This is a genomic window from Lysobacter capsici (assembly GCF_014779555.2).
In the GTDB taxonomy this organism is placed as follows: domain Bacteria; phylum Pseudomonadota; class Gammaproteobacteria; order Xanthomonadales; family Xanthomonadaceae; genus Lysobacter; species Lysobacter capsici.
The window spans coordinates 3,867,104-3,888,110 of sequence record NZ_CP094357.1; the positions used below are offsets into that span (position 1 = coordinate 3,867,104).

Sequence of the window (21,007 nt, forward strand, 5' to 3'; positions counted from 1 at the left end):
TGGTTGTGCGCGTCCTGCGCGGGTTCCGCCGCGTCCGGGCGGGGGCTGAGCGAGCGGTGCTTATTGGAGCATGGCGCCTATTGAACCACGGCGCTGTTGAACGACAAGGCTATTGCACCACCGGCTTGACCTCGCCCTTGCTGACCGCCTCCATGCGCTCGAGCAAGGTCGCCCAGTCGACCCGGCGGTTGTAGCCGACCACGTCCAGGTGCGGCACGCCCGCGCCCTGCACGATGGTGAAGCCGCGGTTGCCGTCGGGCGCGGCCTTGGCCGGGCCCAGGCCGTCCATGTGGCAGACCGCGTCGGCCAGGCGGCAGGCGATGCCGATGCGGGCGTAACCGAAGTCGTCGAAAAACCCGATCAGGCGATCCTGCAGGCTGCCGACGAAGGACGAATCGCCGACGCTGGACAAGTCCTGCACGGCACGCTGGCTGATCCGCTGGCGCACGCCCGGGGTCTTGCGCGTGTGCAGTTCGGCGTTGAACGCGGTCGGCTGCCAGTCGACCAGACGCACCTGATCGATGCGCCCGTACAAGCGGCCGGTGATGCTGCCGAAACCGAACACGCCGGTCAGCGATTCCAGGTCGAGATTGTCCAGCGCCAAGTCCGAACTCAGCGTCGGCGCGACCCCGAACGGGCGCTCCATCGCCAGCGACGACACCGCCACGGTGCCGCCGAACAGCTGCATGGTCAGGCCGCCGTCGAGTTCGAGCCGATCGGCGGCGTAATGCGCCTGCGGAATGCGCCCGCTGAGTTCGCCGGTGAACGCCGGCCAGTCCAGCGCCTTGGCCAACTGGCCCACGTCGAGCCGATCGAGATTGAGGCCGAAACGCACGTCCAGGCCCTTGCCGCCGGCCGGCGGGCGCAGCCGCAAGCCATCGAAACCGGCGCGGCCGCCGAGCATCGGAAAATTCACCGCGCGCAGCAGTCGCAGTTCGCCGCCGTCGCTGGAGAACGGCAAGGTCGCCGCGCCGAATTCCAGACCGTACAGCGCGCCGCCGCGCCAGCCCAGTTCGCTGCCGACCGCCGCGTCGGCCGAGTACCGCACCTGGCCATCGAGACCGTCGAAACGGAACCGGCCCTGCGGGTCCTTCATCGACACCTGTTGCAGGCTGGCTTCGGCGAGCTGCAATTCGTCGCCGCTCATGCGCACGCGTGCCTGCGCCGCGCCGGAAAGCTCCAGCTGCCCCAGCCCGGCCAGGCCGAGAAAACCCGACAGATAGCCGTCGCGCAACGGCGCGAGGTCGGCGCTGCGCAGGTCCAGATCGAGCGCGGCCAGACTGGCGTCCGGCGTCAACGCGGCACTGCCTTCGAGCGCGAGGATGCCGTCGTCGCGCCACATCAATCGCGGCAGCCGCCAGCCCTCGCCTTCGCGCTGTTCGGCCTGTACCCGCAGATCGACCGCGCGCTTGTGCAATGAAACGTAGGCATTGCCGAACAGCAGTTCGCCGCCTTGCAACTGCCCGTCGATCGCGACCGTGTCGGTGCGGTCGAGCTGAGCTGAAAGGTTCAGCTGCGCGCCGAGGTTCTCGGCCGCGATCAGCCCGTCGGGGGTGTCGAGCGCGCCGCCTTGCAGACGCAGCGGGCCGGTGATGCTCAACGGTTTGTGTTGCGGCGCGGCGATGTCGAGCCGGCCGTCGAGCGTGCCGGCCTTGATCCGCCCGGCCGGCCACGCCTGCGCGACCAGCGCCTGGGCCCATGCCAGCGGCACCCGGGTCAGATCGATCCGGGTCAGGTCGGGGCTGGCGGCCGCGCGCTGCAAGGCCAGCGCGGCCGCGCCCTGGCTCAAGCGCAGATCGGTGCTGGCCACGCCCAGGTCCAGCGCCAGCCGCAAGGGCTTGCCGCCGGCGCCGCGCAGTTCGCCGTCGCAGCGCCAGCCGCCGCGGCCGTCGCGCCGCAGCGGGCAGCGCCAGACCACGTCGCGAAAGCGATACCCCAGATCCGGCGCCTGGATATTCCCGGCCTGCAATTCCAGTTCGCCGTGCTCGGCCTGCGCGGGCCAGGACAGGCGAACCTTGACCTGCTCCAACGTCACCACCGCGGTCGCGACGCGCTGAATCCTGGCGTTCAGTGTGTACGCTTCAGCATGGCTCGACGCCGCCCACAACGCGGGCAGCGACAACAGCATCAACAGGCGTAACATGGTCCGCGGCATGGAAGCAGGATAGCGGGCGGAAGCGAACCGGCAATGAAGAATCCACAGGTCCCACGCGTATTGCTGGTCGAGGACGACCCGACCAGCCGAGCTTTTCTCACCGCCGCGGTCGAAGCGATGCCGGCCGAAGTCGACGGCGCCGACACCCTGGCCGCGGCGATGGCGCTGGGCAATGCCCAGGATTACCAGTTATGGCTGTTCGATGCGCACCTGCCCGACGGCAGCGGCATCGACCTGCTCGAACGCCTGCGCCGGCTGCATCCGGCGACCCCGGCTCTGGCGCATACCGCGACCGGCGAGAGCGAAGTGCGCAATCGCCTGATCGCCTCGGGTTTCTCCGACGTGCTGGTGAAGCCCTTGCCCGCCGCGGCGGTGCGTTGCGCGATCCGGCGCTTGCTGAGCCTGCCCGAACACGATGCGCCCGCATCGTCGGCGGCGGCATCGTCGCAGGAAGAAGCGCCGGTGTGGGACGACGATATCGCCGCGCGCGCGCTCAACGGCAACCGGGTCCACATCGCCACCTTGCGCGGTTTGTTCACCCAGGAACTGCCCAATGCGCGGCGTTCGATCTGTGCCGCGGCCCAGCTCGGCAACCTCGAAGCCTTGCGCGGGGAGCTGCATAAGCTGCGCGCGAGTTGCGGCTTCGTCGGCGCCGCGCGCCTGGCCCAGGCGGTGCAGGCGTTGCAGGCGCAACCCGATTCGAGTGTGTTGCTGCAGCGGTTCGATCAGGTGGCGTTGGATACGGCTGAGCAGATTGGTTGAGTTTTGCCGCGGCTTGCGGGCACGCGCCTTATGCGGGCTTCTTTCGATCGCGAGTTGCTGGCATGAACCGATGGGTTCGCGGTGTCGGGTGGTTCGCGGTCGCGGCTTGCGCCGCTCCTACAGGGGGCTGGCGTAGCTTGATCGAGTCGGGCTAGCGCTTCGGCATCAAGCGCTTGCTCACGCCCATTACGCTGACCTCAGCGTTCGCCGTCGGCGCCCGAATCCGGTTCCGGATCGACGGCTTCGCGTTTGGGCGCGACGCGCGCCAGTTCGGCCAGCATTTCCCAGGATTTCAGCCCGCGCGGGCCGAGGTGATGGCTCAGCACCGAGCGCATCGCATGACGCAATCCAGGCAGGTCCGACGGGTCCGGCGCGATGTCGCCGGTCAGCGCGAGCAAGGCGCGCCCGGTCGCCGCCGCGCTGCGTTCGCCGTGGCCGCGGTCGCTGAGCAGGCGGCGCGGGCCCTGCTCGGGATCGAGGCGGTAACGCGCGGCCGGATCGATCGCCGCGCCGTCGGCGTCGACGCTCCAGTCGAAACCCGATCCCAGCGCTTCGAGCAGATCGCGCTCGAAGCAACGCAGGCTCCATGCCAGTTGCCCGCCGCGCAGTTGCGCGCGGGTGCGCGCGTAGAGGTCGTACAGCTCCGGCAAGGGATCACCGCGCGGCACCAGCCGCAGCAGCAGTTCGTTGATGTAGAAACCGGCCAGCGAGGTTTCGCCGTCCAGGCGCGGCGCCGCGTCCAGCGCTTCGGCCGAAATCAATCGCGCCAACTCGCCGCGCAGCAAGGCGTCGAAGCGGATGTGCTGGAACGGTTGCAAGGCCGCGCGCAGCACCTGCCGCTTGGGGCCTTGCACACCGCGCGCGATCAGGCCGACCCGGCCCTGCCGCTCGCTCAGCACTTCGACCAGCAAGCTGGTTTCGCGCCAAGGGCGCGTGTGCAGGACGTAGGCGGATTCGGCGGTCAGACGCATGCGCTCACACTAGCGCAGAAGCTGTTCGCGCGAGACCCGCGCCATGGCGCCGCGACGACGCAAACGCATGCGTTCAAGCGCCATCGGTGGCGGCATCGCGCAGATGCCGCATCGCGGCCATCCGCGTCAGCAGCCAGCCGATCCCGATCAGGAACAGCGACAAGCCGCAAATCGCCAAGCTGCCCAGCGCCTGCCCGTAGCCGTAGCGATACGCCTGCCCGGCCGGCAGGACATAGTCCGGCGCGTAGATCATCGCCAGCCCGGCGCACAACGTCGCCACGCCCCACGCCAGCCCCGTCGCCAGGGCATACGGCCATACACGGTAGCGCCGCCGTTTGCCGTCGCGGCGCAGCCGCCGCGCGATCGCAGCGCCGATCCAACCGCATACCACGCCGCCGCCGAACACCACCGCGATCAGGCACAACACGCTCGCCACCGTGAGCGCGCGGTAAACGATGCCCGGCGGGGCCTGGGTGGTGATCGCGATGGCATCGGCGGGCAGGCCCGGGTAACGGCCGTGGTAGCTGTCGCGGGAGGTATCGGCGTGCTGCACGTCCTCGTCGTTCAAGGGCAGCGAGGTCTTGATCCGCCATCCCTCGGGCACGCTGACCGTCAGATGCAGGTTCGCGAAACCGGCCCAACTGCGCGCCGGCGCCAGCACATAGGCGAACTGATACAACAAGGTCGGGCCATAGCCCTTGCGCTGCATCGCATCGGCGCGGTAACTCACGCGCAACACGTGGCGTCCCGGCGGCAACACGAAATCCAGGCCCAGGCTCGAAGGCGCCAGGACCTCGTACGACAACGGCTGTTCGTCGATCAACGAAGGGGTGGTTTGCGGCGGTTGCCAGCTGCGCGGCAATGTCGGCAGGTCCAGCGGTCGCGCCGCGATCGCCCGGCCGTCGAGCGTCGCCTTGAATTGGCTGACTTCGGACGCGCCGGTGGCGAACACCGGTCGCAGGCGAACCGCCGGGCCGGGGTTGTCGAGCCAGTAGTCGACGTAAACCTTCGCCTCGGCCGACTCGTCGGACAGGCCGCTCAGGTCGATGTGCAGGCTTTCGCTACCGATCCGCACGGTATCGAAGCCCTGCGGCTCGGCGCTTACCCGCGCATCGCGCCACGGCCTGCCCATGTTCGCCCAGGCGGGCATCGCGCATTGCAGTACCGATAACAGCGCGATCAACAGCGCGAGCGCGGCGGATCGAAATCGCGCCGCCGCGCCTGCCGCCGTTTCAATCATGGTAACCAAGAGAGCGCAACGCGGCCTCGTCGTCCGACCAGCCTTCGCGCACGCGCACCCAGGTTTCCAGGAACACCTTGGAGCCGAACAGATGCTCCATCTGCACGCGCGCCTTGGCGCCGACTTCGCGCAGGCGCGCGCCGCCCTTGCCGATCACGATCGCCTTCTGGCCGTCGCGCTCGACCCAGATCACCGCGCCGATGCGCAGCAACGCGCCGTCGACGACGAAACGTTCGATCTCGACCGTGGTCGCGTACGGCAGTTCTTCGCCGAGCTGGCGCATCAGCTGTTCGCGCACCATCTCGCCGGCGAGGAAGCGCTGGCTCTTGTCGGTGATCTCGTCCTCGCCGTACAGCGCCGGCTGTTCGGGCAGCAGCGCCATCACTTCCTTGACCAGCGCGTCCAGGCCCTTGTTCTTGAGCGCCGAGATCGGATGCACCGCGGCGAAATCGCGGCCTTCGCTGACCTTGGCCAGATACGGCAGCAGCGCGGTCTTGTCGGTGATGCGGTCGACCTGGTTGACCACCAGCACCACCGGCACGCCGGCGTTGCGCAGGGCTTCGAAGGCGAGCGTGTCCTCGTCGTCCCATTGACCGGCGCGCACCACCAGCAAGGCGGCGTCGACGCCGTCGATCGAACCGCGCGCGGCGCGGTTCATCATCCGGTTCATGGCCCGCTTCTGTTCGCGGTGGATACCGGGGGTGTCGACCAGCAGCAGCTGGCCGTCGGGAAAGGTGGCGATGCCGAGCAAACGGTGGCGGGTGGTCTGCGGACGTGGCGAGACGATGCTGACCTTGGCCCCGACCAGGGCATTGACCAGGGTGGATTTGCCGACATTGGGGCGGCCGATGACGGCGACGTGGCCGGCGCGATACGAGGAAGAAGTCATGGCGCGGATTGTCCGCCCCTGGGGGCGGCAGGGCAAACGATTCCGGGAATCGGGAATCGGGAATCGGGAAGAGCGTCGTGGCCCAGAGTCGTCAATGCAAGCAAGTTGGATCCAGCAAACAAAAGGCCCGCCAGTGGCGAGCCTTTAGTTGTTGCTTGAACGATTCCCGATTCCCGATTCCCGACTCCCGCCCTTTCAATCATCCGCCTTAAGCTGACGCAAGGCATCGTCGGCGGCCAGCTGTTCGGCCGCGCGGCGCGATCCGGCCTCGCCTTCGGCGCTGATCGGCGGTTGGCTGAGGGTGCAGCTGACGCGGAAGGTCTTGGCGTGGTCTTCGCCGCTTTCCGAGATCAGCGCGTACACCGGCAAGGGTTTCTGCCGGCCCTGCAGCCATTCCTGCAGGCGGGTCTTCGCGTCCTTGCCGACCTTGTGCGCGGGCGGCAGTGCGTCCATCGCCGGCACGAACCACGGCAGCACCTGCGCGCGGCAGGTTTCGAACCCGGCATCGAGGTAGATCGCCGCGACCACGGCTTCGAGCGCGTCGGCCAGGATCGAATCGCGGCGGTGACCTCCGGACTTCATTTCGCCGGGGCCGAGGGTCAGGCGCGCGCCCAACTCCAGGGTGCGCGCGATCGGCGCCAGCGCCGATTCGCGGACCAGTTCGGCGCGGGCGCGGGTCAGCGCGCCCTCATCGGCCTGCGGCCAGCGCTGGTACAGCGCTTCGGCCACGATCAGATTCACCAGCGCGTCGCCGAGAAACTCCAGCCGCTCGTTGTGCGGGGCCCCGGCGCTGCGATGGGTCAGGGCTTGATCGAGCAGTGCGGGATTGGCGAAGCGATGGGCGATCCGATCAATCACCTTCTTTGGAGCTCAGCTGCTGCACCGCGTTGAAGTGACCCACCACGTCCAGGTTGGCGATCAGCTGACGGCGCACTTCGTAGTCCACGGTGATTTCCATGCCGCGGTCGGTGCGCTTGATCTTGAAGTTTTCCTGCTTGACGCTGTCGACATAGCTCATGTCCATGCGACGGAAGAACAGATCGCGCGCCTTGGCGCTGTCCATCTGCCCGGCGCCCGGCTCCTTGGCCAGGTCGGCAAGCGAGCGCTTGACCGAGTAGTACTCCGAATACATCGGCACCAGCTTCATGCCCATGTAAACAAACACACCACCCACGCCCAACATGATGATGAACCCGATCAGGGTAATGCCGCTCTGCTTACGCTTCATACCTTCGATCCCCAGTTGATCTCACTGCAGTTGATCCCACTACCGATCCGGATTTGGCCCAGGTCCAAACCGCGTCCCCACCGCGACGGCGACCGGCCGTTACGGAATGCTGTTGCCGATGCGCGAAAAATCCACGCCCCCATCGAAATTCATCCAGATCAGGAACGCCCGGCCGCGCAGGTTCTGCTCCGGCAGGAAGCCCCAGTATCGGCTGTCTTCGCTGTTGTCGCGATTGTCGCCCATCACAAAATACTCGCCCTTGGGCACGACCCAGTCGCCCTCGCCCTGGTCCAGCAGCGGCGACTCGGTGCGCAGCAGGATCCGATGCACATGTTTGCCGATCTGTTCGCGCAATTCCTGTGAGCCGGTCATCTCGGTGCCGTTGCCGCGGCCCTGGTAGGTACCGATCGGGGCGTAGATGATCGGCTCGCCGTTCACGGTCAGGCGACCGTCGCGGTAGCTGACCTTGTCGCCCGGCAGGCCGATGATGCGCTTGATCCAGTCCTGTTCGGGATGGTGCGGCGGGCGGAACACCACCACGTCGCCGCGCTCGGGCTCACCCATCGCCAGCACCTTGTGGTTGCTGATCGGCAGGCGCAGGCCGTAGGTGAACTTGTTGACCAGGATGAAGTCGCCGGTCAGCAGGGTCGGCATCATCGAGTTCGACGGGATCCGGAACGGCTCGGCGATGAAGCTGCGCAGGATCAGCACCACGAACAGCACCGGGAAGAACGCCTTGGAGTAGTCGACGAGGACCGGCTCCTTGCCGTCGTCGAGCAGGCCCTCGCGCGCGGCGCGGCGCTTGGCCAGCACCATCTTGTCGAGCAGCCAGACCAGGCCGGTGATCAGGGTCAGCGAGACCAGGGCGATTTCGAACCAACGCATGCGTGTTCCTTGGTGGCGGGAACGGCCGGGAGCCGGGAATCGGGATCGGGAATCGGCCGAAGCCGCTGCACCCACCCCCAAACCTGCCTCGCCCGCCTCCCGCGTTAGTTGATGGAGACGAAAACTTCAGAAAACCCGGATGCCGGCCGACGCGTCGACGATTCCCGATTCTCCATTCCCTATTCCCGTCCGAATTACTTGTTGTCGGTCGACAACACCGCGAGGAAGGCTTCCTGCGGAATCTCGACCCGCCCGACCTGCTTCATCCGCTTCTTGCCCTCTTTCTGCTTCTCGAGGAGCTTCTTCTTGCGGCTGATGTCGCCACCATAACATTTGGCCAAAACGTTCTTGCGCATCGCCTTGACCGTGCTGCGGGCGATGATCTGCGAGCCGACCGCGGCCTGGATGGCGACGTCGAACATCTGCCGCGGGATCAGGTCCTTCATCTTCTCGCACAGCTCGCGGCCGCGCCGGTCGGCGTGGCTGCGATGGACGATGATCGACAGCGCATCGACCTTGTCGCCGTTGATCAGCGTGTCCACGCGCACGAACGGGCCGGCCTGGAAACGCAGGAAGTGATAGTCCAGCGAGGCATAGCCGCGCGAGACCGACTTGAGCTTGTCGAAGAAGTCCAGCACCACCTCGGCCATCGGCAGCTCGTAGCTGATCTGCACCTGGCTGGCCATGTAGGTGATGCCGATCTGCACGCCGCGCTTTTCCTCGCACAACTTGATCACGCTGCCGATGTAGTCCGGCGGGGTGAGGATGTTGGCGCGGATCACCGGCTCGCGGATTTCCTCGACCATGTTGACCGGCGGTAGCTTGGCCGGGTTGTCCATGGGGATCACGGTGCCGTCGGTCTTGAGCACTTCGTAGATCACCGTCGGCGCGGTGGAAATCAGGTTGAGATCGTATTCGCGCTCCAGGCGCTCCTGCACGATCTCCATGTGCAGCATGCCCAGGAAGCCGCAGCGAAAGCCGAAGCCCATCGCCTCGGAGCTTTCCGGCTCGAAGCGCAGCGCGGCGTCGTTGAGGCGCAGCTTGTCCAGCGCCTCGCGCAACGCCGGATAGTCCTCGGCGTCGACCGGGAACAGGCCGGCGAACACGCGCGGCTGCATTTCCTGGAAGCCCGGCAGCGGCTTGGCCGCCGGATCGCTGGCCAGGGTCAGGGTGTCGCCGACCGGCGCGCCGTGCACGTCCTTGATCGAGGCGTTGATCCAGCCTACTTCGCCCGGACCCAGCCGCGCCAGGTCCTTGCGCTTGGGCGTGAACACGCCGACCTTGTCGACCAGATGGGTGCGGCCGGTCGACATGACCAGGATCTTGCTGCCCGGCACGATCTCGCCCTGCATGACCCGCACCAGCGAGACCACGCCCAGGTAGTTGTCGAACCACGAGTCGATGATCAGCGCCTGCAGCTTGTCGGTGTCGCGCGGCTTCGGCGGCGGGATGCGCTTGACGATCGCTTCGAGCACCAGATCGACGTTGAGCCCGGTCTTGGCGCTGATCGCGACCGCGTCCTCGGCGTCGATGCCGATCACCGCTTCGATCTCGGCCTTGGCGCGCTCGATGTCGGCGGTGGGCAGGTCGATCTTGTTGAGCACCGGCACCACTTCCAGGCCCTGCTCCACCGCGGTGTAGCAGTTGGCGACCGACTGCGCTTCCACGCCCTGGGCCGCGTCGACCACCAGCAGCGCGCCTTCGCAGGCGGCGAGCGAACGGCTGACTTCGTAGCTGAAGTCGACGTGGCCCGGGGTGTCGATGAAGTTGAGCTGATAGGTGTTGCCGTCCTTCGCCTTGTACGGCAGCGACACGGACTGGGCCTTGATGGTGATGCCGCGCTCGCGCTCGATCGGATTCGAGTCGAGCACTTGCGCTTCCATCTCGCGCGCTTCGAGACCTCCGCACAGCTGGATGATGCGGTCGGCGAGCGTCGACTTGCCATGGTCGACGTGGGCGATGATGGAGAAGTTTCTGATGTATTGCATGCTCAGGACCACGACACATCCGATTCCGTAACTCGCCATTGTTGCATGTCCGGATGCTTCTTGCATCTTAAAATATTTCGGCCTTTCGAATTATCAAAAATTGGGGCCTGAGCATGAAAAAAAGGGCGGCTACTCGCCGCCCTTGATTGGCCTAAGCCTGATAGGTTCGAGTCGGATCACTCCAAGTTATCGAACCATCGCTCCAACGGTATTCCGTGACCGACCAAGAAAGCCCGCCGCCATCGACCCAATTATGAAAAGTCATCGAAACGATAGTCGGATTAGGGTCATTAGGATTATCAATTTCAGCAAATGCAGGCATGGCAACCAACATTGACAAACCCAGCATAGCTGCAGAGATAAAACGCTTCATAACAATCTCCATTTGTTAATAATAAAATGCTCTATGCACACGCAACGAGCCATAAAATATTAAATCCGTGACAGGAGATCGTCTATCCACGCAAAACCCCACAATATTTACTCAGTCAAGGCACAGTAATTGCGATAAATTGCGAGGCTTGACCCCGTTGAACCAGGAACATCGCAGTTTGACCGGGTTTAAACCCGGCAACCAACCTTTCAAGAGCCGCAGCGCTGCTGACTCCCTTGCTGCCAACTGCGAGAATCACGTCTCCCGGCCGAAGCCCCGCGGTTGCCGCAGCCCCTTGAGCCTGCTCTATGCGCACCCCCTCATTGGCTCCAATGCCTAACCTATCGCGTTCGGCATTAGTTAAATCTGTTGTTTGCAATCCGAGTCGATTAACTCCCGACACATTGCGCCCATCGTCATCGCGCGCGTTTGAGTTCTCGCCCGAGACAACGCCTGCCGGTTCATCCAAGCCGCTCAGCCTTGCCGTTATTACTTGCTCTTTCCCGTCACGCAACACCTTAACTCGCACTTTGGAGCCTGGCGGCATGCCCCCGATCAAAGGAGGCAATTCCTCACGACTGTAAACTGCATGATCATCTACAGCGACAATCACGTCTCCACGCTTCATTCCGGCAAGGTCAGCAGCTCCTCCCACCACCACCTTCGCAACTAGCGCCCCAGACACGCGATCTAAGCCCGCCGCCTTCGCAAGCTCCCCATCCATTGTCTGTAGTTCCACGCCTAAAGCCCCGCGACGCACCTTTCCTGTTGCTCGCAATTGTTCAGCGGAACTCATCGCCACATCGATCGGAATGGCGAAGCTCACGCCCATGTAGCCGCCGGAGTTGGAGAAGATCTGCGAGTTGATGCCGACCACCTCGCCGCTGGTATTGAGCAGCGGGCCGCCGGAATTGCCCTGATTGATCGCCACGTCGGTCTGGATGAACGGCACGTAGCGTTGATCGGCGTACGGATTACTGCGCCCGACCGCGCTGACGATGCCGGCGGTGACCGAGTGATCCAGGCCGAACGGCGAGCCGATCGCGACCACCCATTGCCCGGCCTTGGTCTGCCCGGCCGCGGCGGCGCGCAGGAACGGCAGGCCCTTGGCTTCGATCTTGAGCAGGGCCACGTCGGACTGCTCGTCGCTGCCGATCACCTTGGCCTTGAACTCGCGCCGGTCGGTCAGCTTGACCGTGACCGTGTCGGCGCCGTCGACCACGTGATGGTTGGTCAGCACATAGCCGTCCTGCGAAATCAGGAAGCCGCTGCCGATCGAACGGCCGCCGCCGCGCGGCTGGCGCGGCCCCTGCTGGCCCGGGCCGCCCGGCATGCCGTCGGGACCGAAGAAGCGGCGGAAGAATTCGGGGATCTGGTCCTCGTCGGGCAGGCCGCCGCGGGCGGTCGCGCGCTCACGCTTGGGCGTGACTTCGGCGCTGATATTGACCACCGCCGGCCCGACCCGCTGGACCAGGTTGGTGAAATCCGGCAGACCGGCGACCAGCGGCGCGGCCGGGGTCGCCGCCGGCGGCGGCGCGATCGGGGTGGTCGGCGCCTGCGCGGTGCAGGCCACCGGCAGCGCGGCGATGATCGCGCCGAACAGGGCCAGCGACTGCAGGGGACGCGCGCGCCGCGGACGGGCCGGCGCAGGGCGGATGGACGAGCGGTTCATCGGCGATGGGGTCATGGGAGCGGCCTCGATACGACGTGGATTTCGGGGAAAAGGCTGGAAAAGGACAACAAGAACCCGCTGCGCGGCGACGCCGCGCATTGCACTGGAGGGTTGGAGCGCAGGGCCGGTAACTTCGGCCCGAACGCATGCGGTTGCGGCGCGGGTCGGCCTGGCGCTGACGGAGCAGCCGAGGCCGACGTCGACCGGGCCAGCTTACGGCGAGGGCTGCGGCCTTTCCTGGACCGGCGGCCGGGTTCGCGCCTCTTCGGCCTGGGTGGCGGGCTCGAAGGGATAGAACGAGGGCGAGTTGCCGTAACTGGCGGTGTAGCCGCTGCCCGCGGTCTGATAGTTCGGCAATGCCGCGCGCGGCCACGGACGCGCCGCCGGCGATTCGTTCTGCGGCTGCGGACGGAACGGGTTGGCGTGGGTCGCGTCGGCCAGCACCGGCGAACTGGCGCCGCCGGCCGCGGCGACCTGCACCGGCGCTTCGGCCTGGCGCTCGGAGGCACGCAGCGCGGCGCGCTGGCTCTGTCCGCGCGAACGGCGCTCGGCCAGGCGACGCGGAATTTCCGCCACCGCGACCGCGCCGGCGGCGAGGCCGGAGGCATCGGCCGAGGTCAGCGACGGCTCGGCATCGGCCAAGCTCGCGACCGCCTGCGCCGGCTCGGCCGGAATGGGCTGCGGCGCGGGCTGCTGGGTGGGCTGGGCATTCTGCGCCGGCGTCACCGTGGTGGTCTGGGCCGCGATCTGGGCCGGGTCGGTGTTGCCGCCGGCCTCGTCGGAGAACGGCCGCGCCACGAACAAGGCCGCGACCGCGACCGAAGCCGCCAGAGCCGCGCCACCGATCCAGCCGCGGCGCGAACCGGCCGCCCGGCGCGGTTTGATGCTGGCGTCCTGGGTAGTCGCGGTATCGCGCACGTTCTGCAAGGCCGCATCGGCGGCGATCGCCGCGGCGACGCGATCGGCGAAACCCGGATCGGCGAAACCGGGCGTCACGCCCGCGCCGGCCTGGCGGCGCAGCAGGTCGCCGCACAGCTGCCAGCGACCGCAGGTGTCGCGCCATTGCACGTCGTGGCCGAGCCGCTTGAGCGCGAAACGCGCCGCGTCGGCATCGAGCTCGCCGTCGAACAACGCGCTGAGGTTCTCGCGCTCGTCGCGGTGGGCATCGCTATGGAATGGGGTCGAAGTCATCAGTGGGCGCGCTCCCGGGGGCGGTGGTTACCCTGGTCTTGATTGTCCAACAGGGGCCGAAGTTCCGTATCGATCGCCTCGCGGGCGCGGAAAATCCGCGAACGCACGGTGCCGATCGGGCAAGCCATCTTCTGCGCGATCTCCTCGTAGCTCAGGCCGTCCACCTCGCGCAGGGTGATCGCGGCCCGCAATTCCTCCGGCAGCGAATCGACCACCTTCATCACGGTGCGTTCGATTTCCTGCCGCAGCAGTTCGTGTTCCGGCGTGTCGGTGTCGCGCAGACGGATGCCGGTATCGAACTGCTCGGCGTCGCCGGCGTCGATATCGTCGGTCGGCGGCCGGCGGTTCTGCGCTACCAGGTAGTTTTTGGCGGTATTCACGGCGATCCGGTGCAACCACGTATAGAACTGGGCGTCGCCGCGGAAATTCGCCATCGCGCGATACGCGCGGATGAAGGTTTCCTGGGCCACGTCCTGGCATTCGCTCCAGTCGGGAATGTAGCGCCCGATCAACGCGGTGATCCGATGCTGGTACTTGCGCACCAATACATCGAAGGCCGTGCTGTCGCCGCGCTGGACACGCCTGACCAGCTCCTGGTCCAACAACTCATTTTCGGCCATACCGCGCCGGCACTCCTGTCAGCTCGGCCATGGCCGAACAATGGGACAACCCTGTCGGGGGAAAGTTCAATCGCTGGATTAATGGGGCCACCGGCGACCTCGCGCAACCGCCAAGTGTCACATAAGCGATGCGCTGGCGGCCGGGACGGTCCATTGTGGTCGCCAATCCCCTCGTTTGCGTCGCGTTCCTGCCGGGCGGCCCGTGTCACTTCGGCGGTGCCGATTTGACGGCGACGAAACAAGATCGGGATGATAGCGACCTATTCCATACCTGAACGGATGGTGCGGCATGACTGCAGCCCTCGACGGCCTCCCCGCGTTTGCCGGGCTCCGTGCCCGGCACTGGCACACCCAACTGCGCGAGGACGGCGTACTGGTGCTTTCTTTCGACCGTGAGGGATCGCCGGTCAACACCTTCGCCCAGGACGTGCTGATCGAACTCGACGGGCTGCTCGAGCGCCTCGCGCTGGACCCGCCCAAGGGCCTGGTGCTGCGCTCGGCCAAGAGCAGCGGCTTCATCGCCGGCGCCGACATCAAGGAATTCCAGACCTTCGACGAAAAGGGCACGGTCGGCGACGCGATCCGTCGCGGCCAGCAGGTGTTCCAGCGTCTGGCCGAACTGCCCTGCCCCACGGTCGCGGCGATCCACGGCTTCTGCATGGGCGGCGGCACCGAGATCTCGCTGGCCTGCCGCTACCGCGTCGCCAGCAGCGACCCGTCGACCCGCATCGGCCTGCCGGAAGTGAAGCTGGGCATCTACCCGGGCTGGGGCGGCAGCGTGCGCCTGCCGCGCCTGGTCGGCGCACCGGCCGCGTTCGACATGATGCTGACCGGCCGCACCCTGTCGGCCTCGGCCGCGCGCGCGATCGGCCTGGTCGACAAGATCGCCGAACCGGCGGTGCTGGTCGACACCGCCGCCGGCCTCGCCCTGCGCGGCGCGGACCGTCCGTTCAAGCAGCGCTTCATGGGCTGGGCGACCAACACCTGGCTGGCGCGCAAGATCCTCGCGCCGATGCTGGTCAAGCAGGTCGCGCGCAAAGCCAAGAAAGACCACTACCCCGCGCCGTATGCGCTGATCTCGACCTGGGAGCGCACCGGCGGCGGCATCCAGGCCAAGCTCGCGGCCGAACGCAAGTCGGTGGTGAAGCTGTCGGGCACGCCGACCGCGCGCAACCTCATTCGCGTGTTCTTCCTGCAGGAACGGCTAAAGGGCCAGGGCGGCAAGGAGCACGGGATCAAGAACGTGCACGTGGTCGGCGCCGGCGTGATGGGCGGCGACATCGCCGCGTGGTCGGCTTACAAGGGCTTCGAAGTCACGCTGTCCGATCGCGAGCAGCGCTTCATCGACGGCGCATTGGAACGCGCGCAGGAACTGTTCGCCAAGAAGGTGAAAGACGAGGCCAAGCGTCCGGCCGTGGCCGCGCGTCTGAAAGGCGATCTGGCCGGCGCGGGCGCCGACATCGCCGACCTGGTGATCGAAGCGATCATCGAAAAACCCGAAGCCAAGCGCGAGTTGTACGACCAGGTCGAGCCGCGCCTGAAAGCCGATGCGCTGTTGACCACCAACACCTCCTCGATTCCGCTCGACGAACTGCGCGAACATATCCGCCGTCCGGCCCAGTTCGGCGGCCTGCATTATTTCAATCCGGTCGCGTTGATGCCGCTGGTCGAGATCATCCGCCACGATCAGATCGCGCCGGAAACCGAGCAGCGCCTGGCGGCGTTCTGCAAGGCGATCGACAAGTTGCCGGTGCCGGTCGCCGGCACGCCGGGCTTCCTGGTCAACCGCGTGCTGTTCCCGTATCTGCTCGAAGCCGGCAATGCTTTCGCCGAAGGCATCCCGGGCCCGGCGATCGACAAGGCCGCGATCAAGTTCGGCATGCCGATGGGTCCGATCGAACTGATCGACACCGTCGGCCTCGACGTCGCCGCCGGCGTCGGCGCGGAACTCGCCCCGTTCCTCGGCCTGACCGTACCGGCCGCGTTGAGCACGGTCGAGCCGGGCAAGCGCGGCAAGAAGGACGGCCAGGGTTTGTACAAGTGGGAAAACGGCCGCGCGCAGAAGCTGGAGTTGCCGAAGGATTACAAGGCCCCGACCGACCTGGAAGATCGCCTGATCCTGCCGTTGATCAACGAAGCGGTGGCTTGCCTGCACGACGGCGTGGTCAGCGACGGCGATCTGCTCGACGCCGGCGTGATCTTCGGCACCGGTTTCGCTCCGTTCCGCGGCGGTCCGATTCAGTACGTGCGCGAGACCGGGGTGGAGAACGTGCTAGCGCGTTTGCAGCAGTTGCAGGCGCGTTATGGCGATCGGTTTGCGCCGCGGCCGGGTTGGGATTCGGCGGCGTTGCGTAAGTAAACGCTCCAGGCGAATCGCAAACGAAGAAGCCGCGCAGTGCGCGGCTTCTTCTTTTTTTGGCGCCGCGATCGTGATCAAAGCTTTCGTTGTTGCCGTGATGGCGCGGTCGCGGCTCGCGCCGCTCCTACAGGGTGGCCATGCAAGTTCGGCCTGAGCTTGAAGCCGCGCAGTCCATCCAGCGCTGCGAAGCCCGGAACTCGCGAGAACAAAAGCACACCCGAAGGGCGGCGCACATGGATGTGCGCCGTGCGCCACCGAGACAGGATGTATCGTGTGGCGCATGCCCGCGGAAGCACCGCACGCGCGGGCATTTGATTCACAAAAAAGCATTTTTCTTTGGTTACCTTTCTTTTGTTGCTTTAGACAAAAGAAAGTGACCCGTCGCTTCAGCGGCGGAAGCTTTTGATCTAGCTTCAGCTTTGAAAGCTTCAAGCTTCAAAGCTTCAAGCCAAAGGCAAGATCAACAGCTTTCGTCCGCAAGCGGCCGAGTTACTTTCTTTTGTCAAAAGCGACAAAAGAAAGGTAACCAAAGAAAAACGCTTTTCTTTGAATCAAGGGCCCGCAAGTGCGGAGCTGACGCGGGCATGCGCCACACGGGACATCCATGTCCCGGTGGCGCACGGCGTGCATCCTGCACGCCGCCCTACGGGTGTGCGTTTGCTAACGCGAGCAAGTGGCTTCGCAGCGCTGGATGAACTGCGCCGCCTCAAGCCCAAGCAAAAGCGACATGGCCACCCTGTAGGAGCGGCGCAAGCCGCGACCGCGCCATCACGGCAACGGCGAAGCGTTCGTCGTAGCTGCATTGCCGCGGTCGCGGCTCGCGCCGCTCCTACAGGAGCTTCGACGTGACTACGCCGTCAATGCATATCTTTCGAACGAGTGCGCATCGCCAGGACTCGTCCCGACTAACTAGGAGGAAGTGTCTGGCAATGCTGAAGACAAGGCGCGCAACGGAATCAAACGCAGAGACTCGACGACCAAGCTCACCCGAGGGCCTTGAACGAACGGAGAGTGACAACGAATGCGACGGAACCGAATGCGACGGAGCGCAACAGCGACTACACCTCGCCACCCGCCACCAAAGCACCACCCTCAATCGAAAAAATCGAACACCGACCAATCGATGTCGGGAAACTCCAGCCACGACAGGTCGAAATCGAAGTCGAACCACCCGCCCTCGCCCAGGCTGACCGCCTGCAGCATCTGCGTCTTCATCGCCACGTAATCGCAGGCCTCGCCGAGCGCCGCGTGCATCGCGTCGAAATCCTCATGCGTGTTGAACAACGCATGCGACCAACACTCGACATCGAACGGCACCTGATTGCGACGGTTCGCGGCCTTTACTTCCTCGACGCTGTAGTAAGGCTTCTTGCCATGGTGGCGCAGCAAATCGTCGCCCACGCGCCGGGCCTGGGCGCGCTTGTCGCGTGGGGAAATGGCACACACTGAAGACATCCCGCCTCCTTGCGAGCGGATCGACCGCTGCGTTGCTCGACCGCAGTGTTACATGGTGTGCGTCGGCCGCTCGGCCGACAAGGTGCCAGCCAGCAAGGCCTCGATCTTGCCCTTGACCGCGTCGCCCTCGGCGGTCTCGGCGAACTGCACGCCGATGCCGGCCGCGCGGTGCCCCTGCGCGCCGGTCGGGGTGACCCAGACGACCTTGCCGGCCACCGGCATGCGCTCGCTGGATTCGGGCAGGGTCAGCAGCAGGAACACTTCGTCGCCGAGGAAATAGCGCTTGGGCGTGGCGACGAAGATGCCGCCGTATTTCAGGAACGGCATGTAGGCGCTGTACAGCGCCGCCTTGTCCTTGATCGTCAACGACAAGATGCCCTGCCGCGCTGCGCCCGCTGTTGCGTTCATGCCCTGCTTCCTCCTGCGGCGCGGCGCGCTTCGTCGGCGCGCCAGGCCATCAACAATTCGACGACGGCCAGATCGGCGCGGACCGTGGTCCGCAGTAAATCGCGGGTGCGGTTGGCGCGATCGAACCAAGTCGCAAGACTGCGCGCGCGGGCCGGGTCGGTCAAGCCGGACGCGGCCTGCGCGAGCGCGATGTCCGACGCGTGTCGCAGACGCAGCGATGCGTGTTCGTCGCCGACCCAGCGTTGCGCGACTTCCGGCGCGGAAGTCTCGCCGCGCGCGAGCTTGCTCAGGTCGGCGGCGACTTCGCGGCGCAGCTTGAGCCCGTCGCCGGTCAGCCATTCGTGGGCCAGGCCCGGATGCCCGCGCGCGGCGTCGAACGCCTCGCGCGCGCTGGCCTCGCTATGGCCCTGGGCCTTGAGCCAGGCCAGCGATTCGTCCGGCTGCGGCAGGCGGAATTCCAGGCGCTGGCAGCGGCTGCGGATGGTCGCCGGCAACCGCGCCGGGTACGAGCTGACCAGCCACAGATAACGCCCCTGCACCGGCTCTTCCAGGGTCTTGAGCAAGGCGTTGCAGGCAGCGTTGTTGATCGCGTCGGCCGGGTCGATGATCGCGATCTGCGCGCCGCCGTACTGCGGCGTCAGCGCCAGGCGTTCGGACAGGCTGCGGATCTGGTCGATCACGATTTCGGTGCGCAGCTTGGTGCCTTCCTTGTTCGGCACGAAGCTCACCAACTGGTAATCCGGATGGGTGCCGGCGGCGAGCAGCAGGCAGCTGCGGCAACGGCCGCAGGGTTCGCCGGCGGCGTCGCGGTCGCGGCACAGCAGGCCGTGCGCGAGGCGCTCGGCGACCGCGCGCTTGCCCAACTGCGCCGGGCCGCAGAACAACAGGCCGTGGCCCAGACGGCCGGCGTCGATCGAGGCCTTGGCTTGGTCGTAGATGCGCCGCTGCCACGGCGCGAACACGGCGGCGCTCATCGCGCGACCTCGGCTGATGAAGTCGCGGCGATCAGCGCGTGCAGACGCGCGACCGCCTGCGCGGCGACGGTGTCGGCCGGTTGGCTGGCATCGATCAGTTCGAACCGTTCCGGCTCGGCGGCGGCGCGGTCGCGATAGCCCTGGCGCACGCGCTCGAAGAAATCGTTGCGTTCGCTTTCGATCCGGTCGGCGGCGCCGCGGCCGCGCATGCGCTGCAGGCCGATCTCGACCGGCACGTCTAGCAACAAAGTCAGCGCCGGACGGATGCCGACCACGCGCCGTTCGAGTTCGCCGATGAACTGCGCATCCAGGCCGCGACCGGCGCCTTGGTAGGCATAACTGGCATCGGTGAAACGATCGCTGACCACCCACTCGCCGCGCTCGAGCGCCGGCAGGATCGTCGCGCGCACGTGCTGGGCGCGCGCGGCGAAGGCCAGCAGCAATTCGGCTTCGGGCGAGGCCGGCTCGTGGTGGGTATCGAGCATCAGGCCGCGAATCTGTTCGGCCAGCGGCGTGCCGCCGGGTTCGCGCGTGTACACGGCCTGGATGCCGGCGCGTTCGAACGCCGCGCGCAGGGCGCTGAGCACGGTCGACTTGCCCGCGCCTTCGCCGCCCTCCAGGGTGACGAAGCGCGCGTGGGTCCGCAGCGTCATCGGGTCGCCCCGGACGATGCCGGCGCGGGCGCCTGCGCATCGGTGGCTTCGGCCGCTTCCTCCAGCACCGCCTTACCCTCTTCGGGTTGGCCGCGGGTCTGGTTCTGGCGATAGCGCTGCAGGTAGATGCGCACATTGGCCTGATGCTGGGCGTAGGTCGCGGCGAACAGGCTGCGGCCGCTGCCGTCGCCGGAGGCGACGAAGAACAGCGCGTCGCCCGGGGCCGGGTTGGCGGTGGCCTTGAGCGCGGCCAGGCCCGGCATCGCGATCGGCGTGGGCGGCAGGCCGACGCGGGTGTAGGTGTTGTAAGGCGTATCGGTCTGCAGGTCGCGCTTGCGGATGTTGCCGTCGTAGGCCGCGCCGATGCCGTAGATCACGGTCGGGTCGGTTTCCAGCTTCATGCCGAGCTTGAGCCGGCGTTCGAACAGCCCGGCGATCTGCGCGCGCTCTTCGGGGATGCCGGTTTCCTTCTCCACGATCGAAGCCATGATCAGCAGTTCGGCCGGGCTCTTGAGCACGCTGTTGGGGTCGCGCGCGGCCCAGGCCGCGGCGACCGCCTTGTCCATCGCGGCGTAGGCGCGCTTGAGCACGTCCAGGTCGCTGTCGCCGCCGGTGTATTGGTAGGTCTCCGGCAGGAAGCGGCCTTCCGGGTGCTGACCGGGATGGCCGAGCGCCTTCATCAGCGCGCTGTCGTCGAGCTGCCCGATCTGCTGCTTGAGCGGGGTGGCGCGGGCCAGGGCCGCGCGCAGGTCGCGCATGTTCCAGCCGTCGACGATGGTGAAGCGGTAGCTGATGATCTTGCCGTCGCGCATCGCGATCAGCAGCGCGCGCGGGCTGGTGCCCGGTTCCAGCGCGTATTCGCCGACCTGCAGCCGCCCGGCCGCGCCGAGTTGCTTGGCCAGCACGCGCCATTGCATCGGCTCGCCGACCTCGACCCCGGCCGCGCGCAGCTTGCGCACCACCGTCGGCAGCGAGTCGCCGCGCTCGACCAGCAGGGTTTCGCCCTTCTCCAGCCCGCTCATCGGGGTGGCGGCGAAGGCGTCGTAACGCTGCCACAGCCACGCGCCCGCGGCGGCCAGGGCCGCCAGCAGCACCACGATCACGATCAGGCAACCGCAGCCGCGCTTGCGTTTCTTTTCTGCCACGAAACCTCCGTCATTCGAGTCGACCCGCCGCGCGCCGCC

General features: G+C 66.6%; 19 protein-coding genes. 2 read left to right on the plus strand and 17 right to left on the minus strand.

Annotation, left to right across the window (positions count from 1 at the left end; genetic code table 11):
* Window positions 1-109 precede the first annotated feature (109 nt).
* Window positions 110-2,143 (minus strand): translocation/assembly module TamB domain-containing protein, encoded by a 2,034-nt coding sequence (locus IEQ11_RS15660; RefSeq protein ID WP_191823329.1) that lies wholly within the window; start codon window positions 2,141-2,143, stop codon window positions 110-112.
* Between the two features lie 45 nt (window positions 2,144-2,188).
* On the opposite strand from IEQ11_RS15660, the gene IEQ11_RS15665 reads away from it, so the two are divergent.
* Window positions 2,189-2,917 carry a response regulator gene (locus IEQ11_RS15665; protein ID WP_191823328.1) on the plus strand — a complete coding sequence of 243 codons (729 nt, stop codon included), beginning with the start codon at window positions 2,189-2,191 and terminating at the stop codon, window positions 2,915-2,917.
* 197 nt (window positions 2,918-3,114) lie between these two features.
* Here the strand turns inward: IEQ11_RS15665 and recO are convergent, their stop codons facing one another.
* The 11 genes from recO to rpoE all read right to left on the minus strand — a co-directional run bounded on the left by recO (window position 3,115) and on the right by rpoE (window position 13,974).
* Window positions 3,115-3,888: a DNA repair protein RecO gene (gene recO / locus IEQ11_RS15670; protein WP_191823327.1), complete on the minus strand. Its 774-nt coding sequence runs from the start codon at window positions 3,886-3,888 to the stop codon at window positions 3,115-3,117.
* Between the two features lie 73 nt (window positions 3,889-3,961).
* Complete coding sequence (locus tag IEQ11_RS15675; RefSeq protein WP_191823326.1) at window positions 3,962-5,038, minus strand: hypothetical protein; 1,077 nt, start codon at window positions 5,036-5,038, stop codon at window positions 3,962-3,964.
* Window positions 5,039-5,120: 82 nt separating this feature from the next.
* Window positions 5,121-6,017 (minus strand): GTPase Era, encoded by an 897-nt coding sequence (era, locus tag IEQ11_RS15680; RefSeq protein ID WP_036112168.1) that lies wholly within the window; start codon window positions 6,015-6,017, stop codon window positions 5,121-5,123.
* Window positions 6,018-6,212: 195 nt separating this feature from the next.
* Complete coding sequence (rnc, locus tag IEQ11_RS15685; protein ID WP_046657176.1) at window positions 6,213-6,875, minus strand: ribonuclease III; 663 nt, start codon at window positions 6,873-6,875, stop codon at window positions 6,213-6,215.
* Window positions 6,868-7,245 (minus strand): DUF4845 domain-containing protein, encoded by a 378-nt coding sequence (locus IEQ11_RS15690; RefSeq protein ID WP_046657178.1) that lies wholly within the window; start codon window positions 7,243-7,245, stop codon window positions 6,868-6,870. The genes rnc and IEQ11_RS15690 overlap by 8 nt, the downstream gene beginning before the upstream one ends.
* Window positions 7,246-7,344: 99 nt before the next feature.
* A complete protein-coding gene (gene lepB, locus IEQ11_RS15695; protein ID WP_096415009.1) occupies window positions 7,345-8,130 on the minus strand; it encodes a signal peptidase I in 786 nt (261 codons plus the stop codon).
* 194 nt (window positions 8,131-8,324) lie between these two features.
* Window positions 8,325-10,118, minus strand: a complete 1,794-nt coding sequence (lepA, locus tag IEQ11_RS15700) for a translation elongation factor 4 (RefSeq protein WP_191823325.1) — start codon at window positions 10,116-10,118, stop codon at window positions 8,325-8,327.
* A gap of 151 nt (window positions 10,119-10,269) precedes the next feature.
* A complete protein-coding gene (locus IEQ11_RS15705; RefSeq protein ID WP_191823324.1) occupies window positions 10,270-10,491 on the minus strand; it encodes an invasion associated locus B family protein in 222 nt (73 codons plus the stop codon).
* Between the two features lie 115 nt (window positions 10,492-10,606).
* Window positions 10,607-12,178, minus strand: a complete 1,572-nt coding sequence (locus tag IEQ11_RS15710; RefSeq protein ID WP_228464984.1) for a Do family serine endopeptidase — start codon at window positions 12,176-12,178, stop codon at window positions 10,607-10,609.
* A 198-nt stretch (window positions 12,179-12,376) separates the two neighbouring features.
* Window positions 12,377-13,354, minus strand: coding sequence for an RseA family anti-sigma factor (locus tag IEQ11_RS15715; protein ID WP_191823323.1), 978 nt, complete (start codon window positions 13,352-13,354; stop codon window positions 12,377-12,379).
* Window positions 13,354-13,974, minus strand: coding sequence for an RNA polymerase sigma factor RpoE (rpoE, locus tag IEQ11_RS15720; RefSeq protein WP_046657182.1), 621 nt, complete (start codon window positions 13,972-13,974; stop codon window positions 13,354-13,356). Before rpoE ends, IEQ11_RS15715 begins: the two co-directional genes overlap by 1 nt.
* A gap of 289 nt (window positions 13,975-14,263) precedes the next feature.
* On the opposite strand from rpoE, the gene IEQ11_RS15725 reads away from it, so the two are divergent.
* Window positions 14,264-16,333: a 3-hydroxyacyl-CoA dehydrogenase NAD-binding domain-containing protein gene (locus IEQ11_RS15725; RefSeq protein ID WP_191823322.1), complete on the plus strand. Its 2,070-nt coding sequence runs from the start codon at window positions 14,264-14,266 to the stop codon at window positions 16,331-16,333.
* A gap of 1,092 nt (window positions 16,334-17,425) precedes the next feature.
* On the opposite strand, the gene IEQ11_RS15730 is transcribed toward IEQ11_RS15725, so the two are convergent.
* From IEQ11_RS15730 to mltG, 5 genes are read right to left on the minus strand one after another with little or no spacing between them, the layout of a single operon-like run.
* Window positions 17,426-17,788, minus strand: a complete 363-nt coding sequence (locus IEQ11_RS15730; RefSeq protein ID WP_157754060.1) for a hypothetical protein — start codon at window positions 17,786-17,788, stop codon at window positions 17,426-17,428.
* A 48-nt stretch (window positions 17,789-17,836) separates the two neighbouring features.
* Window positions 17,837-18,196 (minus strand): PilZ domain-containing protein, encoded by a 360-nt coding sequence (locus IEQ11_RS15735; protein WP_036111958.1) that lies wholly within the window; start codon window positions 18,194-18,196, stop codon window positions 17,837-17,839.
* Window positions 18,193-19,170: a DNA polymerase III subunit delta' gene (locus tag IEQ11_RS15740; protein ID WP_191823369.1), complete on the minus strand. Its 978-nt coding sequence runs from the start codon at window positions 19,168-19,170 to the stop codon at window positions 18,193-18,195. Before IEQ11_RS15740 ends, IEQ11_RS15735 begins: the two co-directional genes overlap by 4 nt.
* On the minus strand, window positions 19,167-19,823 hold the full coding sequence (tmk, locus tag IEQ11_RS15745; protein ID WP_191823368.1) for a dTMP kinase: 657 nt from the start codon (window positions 19,821-19,823) through the stop codon (window positions 19,167-19,169). The genes IEQ11_RS15740 and tmk overlap by 4 nt, the downstream gene beginning before the upstream one ends.
* Window positions 19,820-20,968 carry an endolytic transglycosylase MltG gene (gene mltG / locus IEQ11_RS15750; protein WP_247024577.1) on the minus strand — a complete coding sequence of 383 codons (1,149 nt, stop codon included), beginning with the start codon at window positions 20,966-20,968 and terminating at the stop codon, window positions 19,820-19,822. Before mltG ends, tmk begins: the two co-directional genes overlap by 4 nt.
* Between the last annotated feature and the right edge of the window lie 39 nt (window positions 20,969-21,007).

Coding starts and splice junctions, on each gene's coding strand:
- IEQ11_RS15660 (WP_191823329.1), bottom strand. CDS start 2,143: ATGTTACGCCTGTTGATGCTGTTGTCGCTGCCCGCGTTGTGGGCGGCG.
- IEQ11_RS15665 (WP_191823328.1), top strand. CDS start 2,189: ATGAAGAATCCACAGGTCCCACGCGTATTGCTGGTCGAGGACGACCCG.
- recO (WP_191823327.1), bottom strand. CDS start 3,888: ATGCGTCTGACCGCCGAATCCGCCTACGTCCTGCACACGCGCCCTTGG.
- IEQ11_RS15675 (WP_191823326.1), bottom strand. CDS start 5,038: ATGCCCGCCTGGGCGAACATGGGCAGGCCGTGGCGCGATGCGCGGGTA.
- era (WP_036112168.1), bottom strand. CDS start 6,017: ATGACTTCTTCCTCGTATCGCGCCGGCCACGTCGCCGTCATCGGCCGC.
- IEQ11_RS15690 (WP_046657178.1), bottom strand. CDS start 7,245: ATGAAGCGTAAGCAGAGCGGCATTACCCTGATCGGGTTCATCATCATG.
- lepB (WP_096415009.1), bottom strand. CDS start 8,130: ATGCGTTGGTTCGAAATCGCCCTGGTCTCGCTGACCCTGATCACCGGC.
- lepA (WP_191823325.1), bottom strand. CDS start 10,118: ATGCAATACATCAGAAACTTCTCCATCATCGCCCACGTCGACCATGGC.
- IEQ11_RS15705 (WP_191823324.1), bottom strand. CDS start 10,491: ATGAAGCGTTTTATCTCTGCAGCTATGCTGGGTTTGTCAATGTTGGTT.
- IEQ11_RS15710 (WP_228464984.1), bottom strand. CDS start 12,178: ATGACCCCATCGCCGATGAACCGCTCGTCCATCCGCCCTGCGCCGGCC.
- IEQ11_RS15715 (WP_191823323.1), bottom strand. CDS start 13,354: ATGACTTCGACCCCATTCCATAGCGATGCCCACCGCGACGAGCGCGAG.
- rpoE (WP_046657182.1), bottom strand. CDS start 13,974: ATGGCCGAAAATGAGTTGTTGGACCAGGAGCTGGTCAGGCGTGTCCAG.
- IEQ11_RS15725 (WP_191823322.1), top strand. CDS start 14,264: ATGACTGCAGCCCTCGACGGCCTCCCCGCGTTTGCCGGGCTCCGTGCC.
- IEQ11_RS15730 (WP_157754060.1), bottom strand. CDS start 17,788: ATGTCTTCAGTGTGTGCCATTTCCCCACGCGACAAGCGCGCCCAGGCC.
- IEQ11_RS15735 (WP_036111958.1), bottom strand. CDS start 18,196: ATGAACGCAACAGCGGGCGCAGCGCGGCAGGGCATCTTGTCGTTGACG.
- IEQ11_RS15740 (WP_191823369.1), bottom strand. CDS start 19,170: ATGAGCGCCGCCGTGTTCGCGCCGTGGCAGCGGCGCATCTACGACCAA.
- tmk (WP_191823368.1), bottom strand. CDS start 19,823: ATGACGCTGCGGACCCACGCGCGCTTCGTCACCCTGGAGGGCGGCGAA.